The organism is Draconibacterium sp. (assembly GCF_041583095.1).
GTDB lineage: Bacteria > Bacteroidota > Bacteroidia > Bacteroidales > Prolixibacteraceae > Draconibacterium.
Genome location: NZ_JBFHGM010000242.1, coordinates 1 through 7,694 on the forward strand (window position 1 = coordinate 1; position 7,694 = coordinate 7,694).

At 41.1% G+C, this 7,694-nt stretch carries 5 protein-coding genes; 2 read left to right on the forward strand and 3 right to left on the reverse strand.

The annotated features are described in order from the left end of the window. Both ABZB17_RS17780 and murB read right to left on the reverse strand, forming a co-directional pair. On the reverse strand, window positions 1-986 hold a 986-nt coding region (locus ABZB17_RS17780; RefSeq protein ID WP_372652118.1), incomplete at its 3' end, for a thioredoxin domain-containing protein. 735 nt (window positions 987-1,721) lie between these two features. Further along, window positions 1,722-2,738, reverse strand: coding sequence for a UDP-N-acetylmuramate dehydrogenase (gene murB / locus ABZB17_RS17785; RefSeq protein WP_372652120.1), 1,017 nt, complete (start codon window positions 2,736-2,738; stop codon window positions 1,722-1,724). Window positions 2,739-3,101: 363 nt separating this feature from the next. Here murB and ABZB17_RS17790 point away from each other — a divergent pair, with 363 nt between their 5' ends. Next, window positions 3,102-4,205 carry a glycosyltransferase gene (locus ABZB17_RS17790; protein WP_372652122.1) on the forward strand — a complete coding sequence of 368 codons (1,104 nt, stop codon included), beginning with the start codon at window positions 3,102-3,104 and terminating at the stop codon, window positions 4,203-4,205. A 205-nt stretch (window positions 4,206-4,410) separates the two neighbouring features. Here the strand turns inward: ABZB17_RS17790 and ABZB17_RS17795 are convergent, their stop codons facing one another. Continuing rightward, on the reverse strand, window positions 4,411-5,133 hold the full coding sequence (locus ABZB17_RS17795; protein WP_372652124.1) for a cell division ATP-binding protein FtsE: 723 nt from the start codon (window positions 5,131-5,133) through the stop codon (window positions 4,411-4,413). A gap of 206 nt (window positions 5,134-5,339) precedes the next feature. Here ABZB17_RS17795 and ABZB17_RS17800 point away from each other — a divergent pair. After that, window positions 5,340-7,694 (forward strand): tetratricopeptide repeat protein (locus ABZB17_RS17800; protein ID WP_372652126.1); only part of this gene is annotated, 2,355 nt, incomplete at its 3' end.

Genomic DNA, 7,694 nt, shown 5'->3' on the forward strand with positions numbered 1-7,694 from the left:
TTCCACACATAAAACTTTCCTTCTTCGCCTTCGCTGTCGGCATCCAGCGACGAATAAAAAGCGCCGCTTTCGTCCATCAGTTCTCGCTCAACAAACGCAATGGTTTCGTAAACAACGGTTTTAAACTCCTCATTTTTAAAATGCTGATATGCTTTTGAATAAACACTGATGAGCTGCCCGTTATCGTACAACATTTTCTCGAAATGCGGTACTTTCCACTTTTCATCCACCGAATAGCGTGCAAAACCGCCGCCCACCTGATCGTAAATACCTCCACGAGCCATTTTCAGCAAGGTGGTTTCAACAAATTCGAGTACGGCTTTATCTGAATTCATAAAGCCGTAGTAGAGTAAAAAGTCAAGATTAACCGGCATCGGGAATTTCGGAGCACCTGCTCTTCCGCCTTCTTCGTAATCGAAGTGTTTTTTCCAGCCATCAACGCCGTGTTGCAACAACTCTTTGCTATATGCTACCTCTGTCTCCACCTCGGGCATTAACGAAACCTGATGAATTCCCTGCTGCAAACGGGCAGCGAATTCTTCCGCCTTATCTTGTTTTCCTTTGTAAAATGCAGCTATTGTTTTCAGGTTCTCCGCCCAGCTTTCTTTTGGGAAATAGGTCCCGCCCCAAATAGGCCGTCCATCGGGCAAAGCAATTACATTTAAAGGCCAGCCGCCCTGCTGCCCCATCAACTGAACGGCACTCATATAATAATGGTCCACATCGGGGCGCTCTTCCCTGTCCACTTTAATACAAACGAAATTTTCATTCATCACGGCAGCCACTTTTTCATCCTCAAAACTTTCGTGTTCCATTACGTGGCACCAGTGGCAGGCAGCATAGCCAATGCTAACCAAAATAAGTTTGTTTTCGGCTTTTGCCTGAGCAATGAGTTCTTCGCTCCAGACCTCCCAGTTTACAGGATTATGAGCATGTTGCAAAAGATATGGCGATGTGGCATTTATGAGCGCATTGGTATGTGGCATAATCAAAATAATTGTTTTTAAACAAGCTGATTTCAGCCTGATTCCGTTCCAAAACTATTGTTTTCAGAAGAACAATAAAACAGGAAATTGGTTTCGGGCGCTGTGTTATTTGACCACCTGCCCATGACAAAGGTCATTTTGATTTTTTAAATGACAGCTACTTTTGTAGCTACAAATCCACCTAAGAGATTAGGACACAACATCAAACAAAAAATAAAAATCCCGGACTGGACGCCGGGATTTTTTTATTTTGTCTTTTCAGACAGAAAATACTTTTTCCTATAGCTGAAAAAGTATTCAAAAAAGCCACCGCTGACGATAAAAAGCTAAAAATAAATTCCTTTCACTAAAATCAAGTAACTCCTCCTTTTAGCCCTTCATTCTTCAGGTCTAACGAGCGTCAAACAGACTTGATTTTTGACGCTCTTTCCATTTATTTTCTTAACGCTTTTCCTCGAAGGCGGACTTGAGAGAAAATTTTGTGCGAGCTGGTCACCCCGAAGTTTCGGGGCCGTCAGTCGGGCTACTTGGTTATATTGAAAAAATGCAAAGGTTATTTTTTGACAAGATTCCCGCCTACCGGACGGCAGGTATGGTTCCTTTTGATCAAATGCAAAAGGAACTGCCTGTCTGGCATAAAGACAAAAGCAACGAATGAAAACAAATCCATAGAATTTATTAGGGCTAACAACCTTAAGCTATTGTATCAACAATAATAAAAGTGCTCAACAAACTTTAAATGCAATTTACCTCACGTTCCAACGTAACCCCAAATTTTTCAGAAACAGATGTACAGATTTCTTCCGAAAGTGAATAAATATCGTTGCCGGTAGCTTTGCCATAATTCACCAGCACCAAAGCCTGTTGTTCATGTACACCCGCATCCCCAATACGTTTGCCTTTCCAACCTGCCTGTTCGATTAGCCAGCCGGCGGCCAGTTTAATTTTGCCTTCTCCTCCCGGGTAAAATGGGATCTCGGGGTATTTCGATTTGATTTGCTCAGCTAAAGCCATATCAACCACGGGATTTTTAAAGAAACTACCGGCATTGCCCAACTCTTTAACATCGGGTAGTTTCGACGAGCGAATTTCGATCACTGCTTCACGAATATTGTGAAGATTTGCGCCCCCTTTTTCATTTACTTTTTCTTCCAGCTGACCATAACCCAGATTAAATTCGGGAAACTTATCCATTCGCAAAATTACCGAAGTGATAATAAAACGGTTTTTCAAATAGCTTTTAAAAACACTGTTACGATAGGCAAATCCACATTCGGTAGCCGGAAACTCCACAGCACAGCCTTTTTCCAGGTCGAAACCTTTAACTTTTTCAACCAACCAGCAAACTTCCTGTCCGTAAGCGCCAATATTTTGTACCGGTGCAGCGCCAACTTTTCCGGGTATCAACGATAGGTTTTCAGCGCCACCCAAACCCTGATTAACGACAAATTCCACAAATTCATCCCAAACTTCTCCTGCTCCAACTTCAAACCATACATGATTGCGGTCTTCCCAAACCGAATTCATTCCGGGCACATTGGGATGAATTACCAGGCCGTCGAAATCATTCATAAACAGAATATTGCTGCCTTCACCTAAAACGATCAACTCCTCCTCTTTCCAACCTTTATTGGAATTCAGAAACACCTGCAAGTCTTCCAGTTCGGTAAATTCGAAATAATATTTTGCTTTGGCCTCGATGCCAAATGTATTGTGTGCCTTTAGCGAATGATTTTCTGAAAAGCGGATCATTGAATAAATTTTGCGCAAAGATAAAAGCTCCATTGATTAATGAGGAAAGATTAAGGATTAATTTGCCTGCAATGCTTTAATGCGAGAATGCTTAAACTGCAAAATTGCTAAACTGATAAATTGTAAAATTGTATGCAACGAACGCCTCCAACTTATACCCGCTTTTGCCAATTGCATTTTGCCAACTGCCTATTATACCACTTAACATCAGTCCCACCATTCTCTGTGAACCTCTGAGTCTTCTCTGGGCAACTCTGTGGTAAAACATTTTGAAAGGTAATTGATTCCACTACAAGAATCTTCCTACTTCGCGCCTCCTGCTTCCTACTTTTTCTATCTTTACAACAAAATCATTTCATTCACTTGAAGCGAAAAAAGCATATAATTGTTTCGGTTACAAACGACCTGGTTGCCGATAACCGGGTGCATAAAGTTTGTACCTCGCTGGAAGAAATGGGATTCGGGGTTTTACTTGTTGGTCGAAAATTAAAAAACAGTCAGCCAATTAATCGCAGCTATCTGACTCACCGAATACGTTTGTGTTTTACCAAAGGCGCTTGTTTTTATGCCGAATACAATTTCCGCTTGTTGCTGTTTTTACTTTTCCGGAAAGCCGATGTGTTGCTGGCCAATGATTTGGATACGCTGACAGCCAATTATCTTGCTTCAAAAATCAAACGAATTCCGGTGGTGTACGATAGCCACGAATATTTTACCGAAGTCCCGGAGTTAATCGATCGTCCACGTGTAAAACGGATTTGGGAGTGGCTGGAAAAGAAAATGCTGCCGAAATTAAAACACTGTTATACGGTTTGTGATTCTATTGCAGCTGTTTACCATGAAAAATACGACGTACCATTTCAGGTAGTCAGAAATATCCCTACTTCAAAAATTACGGTTCAGCTTAACAAAAAAGAAAATCAGCAAAAAATCATTCTATACCAGGGAGCAGTGAATATTGGCCGCGGGCTGGAGCAAGCTATAAAAGCCATGCATTTTATCGATGGAGCTCAACTTATAATTGCCGGCGATGGCGATATAAAAGATCAACTGAAAGAATTGGTTCGTACCGAACTACTTGAAAATAAAGTTCATTTTACAGGTAAATTTTCGATTGAGGAACTGGCAAAACTCACCCCCAGTGCCGATCTTGGATTATCGATTGAGGAAGATTTGGGTCTGAATTACCGTTTTGCCCTGCCCAATAAACTGTTTGATTACATCAGCGCCGGAGTTCCGGTATTGATTAGCGACTTGCCGGAAATGAAAGCAATTGTTGAAAAATACGATATTGGTGCCATCTGCAATTCGCACGATCCAAAAGATCTGGCAAAAGCAATTAATGAAGCATTGAATAATTTGGACAAACGAAAAAACTGGAAAACCAACTTAGTTCAAGCATCAAAAGAACTTACATGGGAGAATGAAGAGAAAGTTTTGAAAGGTATTTTTTCTGAATTTCTTTAGGCATTTCATACGACTACACATGGTCATTGTTTTCCCCCCGGCCCCTAAAGGGGAGCTGGGCAAGTCCCCTTTAGGGGATTTAGGGGTCAATAAAAAATTTGAATATTCTATACCACAAGATTCGATCGCTTAATACGATTATTCACTTTTATCATGAAGTACAGGATGACATTCCTAAAGCAAGAAAACAGAGTTTTTATTCAAACTAAACATTTTTCTCCAGCAGATTTTCAAACTCTATTTCCTCGTTATTCTTTGCAGAATCCTGTAATTTTCCATTTACACAAACCAGTGTTCGCGCATGTTTTTTGGCTATTGCCGCATAATCGTGCGTAGCCATCAAAATGGTTTTCCCTTCATTATTTAACTGGATAAACAAGTCCAGAATATCTTCCGAAGTTTCAGGATCAAGGTTTCCGGTGGGCTCATCGGCCAATATAATATCAGCATAATTTAAAATGGCGCGTGCAATAACCACACGCTGCTGCTCGCCACCACTTAACTGATGCGGCATTTTTTCTTTTTTATGCAACATTCCAACTCGCTCGAGCACTTCATCAACGCGGTTTTCAATTTCCAGTTTGTTTTTCCATCCGGTAGCTTTTAACACAAAAGCCAGGTTGGCATACACATTCCGGTCGGTAAGCAAACGAAAATCCTGAAAAACAACGCCAAGCCGTCTTCTCAAATGAGGAATATTACGTTTTTTCAGTCCTACCAGGTCAAAATCCAATACAGTCCCCGAGCCAAATTCCAAAGGCAATTCGGCGTTCAGTGTTTTTATCAGGCTGGTTTTTCCGGTTCCCACTTTTCCAACCACATAGATAAACTCACCTTCCTTCACCTCAACATCAACCCCCGAAAGCACCAGGTTATCGTACTGGTAAATGCTGGCATCGAGCAACTTTATAACTGTTTTTTTGTCCATAAAAAATGTGTTGCAACTAAAATAGTTCGAAATTTCTTACCCACATATATAATAAAGGAAAGAAATAAACAGTTTTTTGTTAAGAATTACAAGCATTAACGACAGTTTAGCATACAGGGAATAGTTATTTTAGTTGGTCAATTTTAAAAAGTAAGCCAGCTAATGGTTTTAAACAATTTATTCATTTAAAACAAAGCGAATAAAGCATGAGAACAATACAAATTTTGTTATCTCTTTTTATCATTATTGGTTCTTTTCAGCAGGCCGGAGCTCAGGAAACGGCTTATTTTGATGATGTAAGAAAGGATATCGACATTGCAAAAGAACTCTACAACAAAGGAAAATACATTTCAACTTACCGGCAATTTGAGAAAATCCAGAAACGTGTTGAGCCCAAATCGGAACTGTATTCCGAAGCCGAATATTTCAAAGCTGTTTCGTCACTTCACGCCGGTTACCGCTCGGGCGACAAGCTGATCCGCACATTTGTTGAAACCTATCCTGAAAGTCCGTACATGAATAGCGCGCAATTTAACCTGGGTAAAAACCAGTTTGAAAAACGGCAATATTCGCTGGCCATTCGCACCTTTTCAAAAGTAGACCGTATGGACCTGTCAGAAAACGAACGCATTGAATTACAATATCAGAATGGATTTGCCAATCTCGAGGAAGGAAACACCGATGTGGCCTTCCGTGAGTTTACGGCCATCCGAAACACCAATAATTTATACAGCAAACCAGCCACCTACTACTGTGCGCACATTTTGTATTTAAGAGAGGATTATGACGCTGCAATTGAAGCTTTTAGGGCGCTAAACAACGATCCGGCTTATTCGCCGGTAATTCCGCTGTATGTCAGCCATATTTACTACAAACAAAAGAAATACAACGAGGTAGTAAACTACACCACAACGATTATCGATGATGTTCAGGAAGAGCACCAGACCGAGTTGGCAAAAATTGTTGGTGATTCGTATTTTCATTTAGGACAGTACGAAAATGCCATTCCTTACCTGGAGAGATATTTTAAAACCTCGGGGACAAAAACACGGGAAGAAAATTACATCCTTGGATTTTGTTACTACCACACCAATAAATTCACAGATGCTGCCGAATTACTGCAAAAAGCAGCTACCGGCGAAGATGAAATGACACAAAACACCTACTATCATCTGGCCGACTGTTTTATAAAACTCAACGATAAAGAGAAAGCAAAAACGGCTTATAACGCAGCTTCGGAATTTGATTTTAATGCAGATATTAAAGAAGACGCCTTGTTCAGTTACGCCAAATTAACTTACGAGCTTTCGTACTCTCCGTTTAACGAAACCATAAAAGCTTTCGACCGCTACATTGCAGAATATCCAAACTCGCCAAAAAATGCTGAAGCCTACGAAATTCTGGGCGAAGTGTACATGGTAACCAAAAACTATAAAGACGCTATTGAGTCGATTGAGAAAATACAAAACAAAACGCCCCACATTTTAGAAGCCTACCAACGCGTGACATTTTACCGTGGCCTGGAGCTTTTCAATAACCTGATGTACAACGAGGCAATCGAGAATTTCGACCTGTCACTGGTCAACGGAAACTACAGCAAGGAAATAAAAGCAAGGGCACTTTACTGGAAATCGGAAGCCTTATACCGTGTGGGCGATTACGATAATTCAATCGCATCGTACAATCAGTTCGCACGAAGTTCGTCATCGGCAAACGACGCTGAAGTTCTAAATGCCGACTACAACATGGGCTATGCTTATTTAAAAACCGACAACAAAGAAGCGGCACAACAACATTTCAGTCAGTATGTGCAGAAGATGCAGGGCAAACGAACGCCAAAAATTGCCGATGCTTACAATCGGATTGGCGATTATTATTTCCTGAATACAAATTATGCGCAGGCCATCGACAATTACGAACGTGCCTATAACATAAAAATGCTGGAAGCCGATTATGCTCTGTTGCAAATTGCATTTTGCCAGGGCCTTCAGCGTAAACAGCAAGATAAAATCAATAACCTGAACCTGTTATTACGCGAGTTTCCGGAGTCGGATTACTACGATGACGCATTATACGAACTGGGGCGTGCGAACGAACGAATGGGCAATAATTTCGAGGCCGTTCGCCAGTATCAGGAGATTGTTGAGAACCATCCGAACAGTAATTATTACCGTAATGCGTTGCTGCAATTAGGGTTGGTCAATTACAACAATGGCGACTTTAACAAAGCCTTGCGCCAGTACAAAGAAGTGGCCGAAAACTACAAAGGCACACCCGAAGCAAATTCAGCTTTGCAAGGCATAAAAAACTGCTACGTAGAACTGAACAACGTGGATGCTTATTTTGCTTACGTTAGTCAATTGGGAGGCAATGTCAGTGTTAGCGCGTCCGAACAGGATCAGTTAACCTACTCAGCTGCAGAACGTGTTTATATGGCCGGAAATGAAGATGCCGACGTGCAACTTCAACAGTACCTGAATCAATTTCCGAACGGAGCTTACGCTGCCAATGCACATTTCTATCTGGCAGAAATAAAATACAAAGAAGGCAGCTACGGGGAA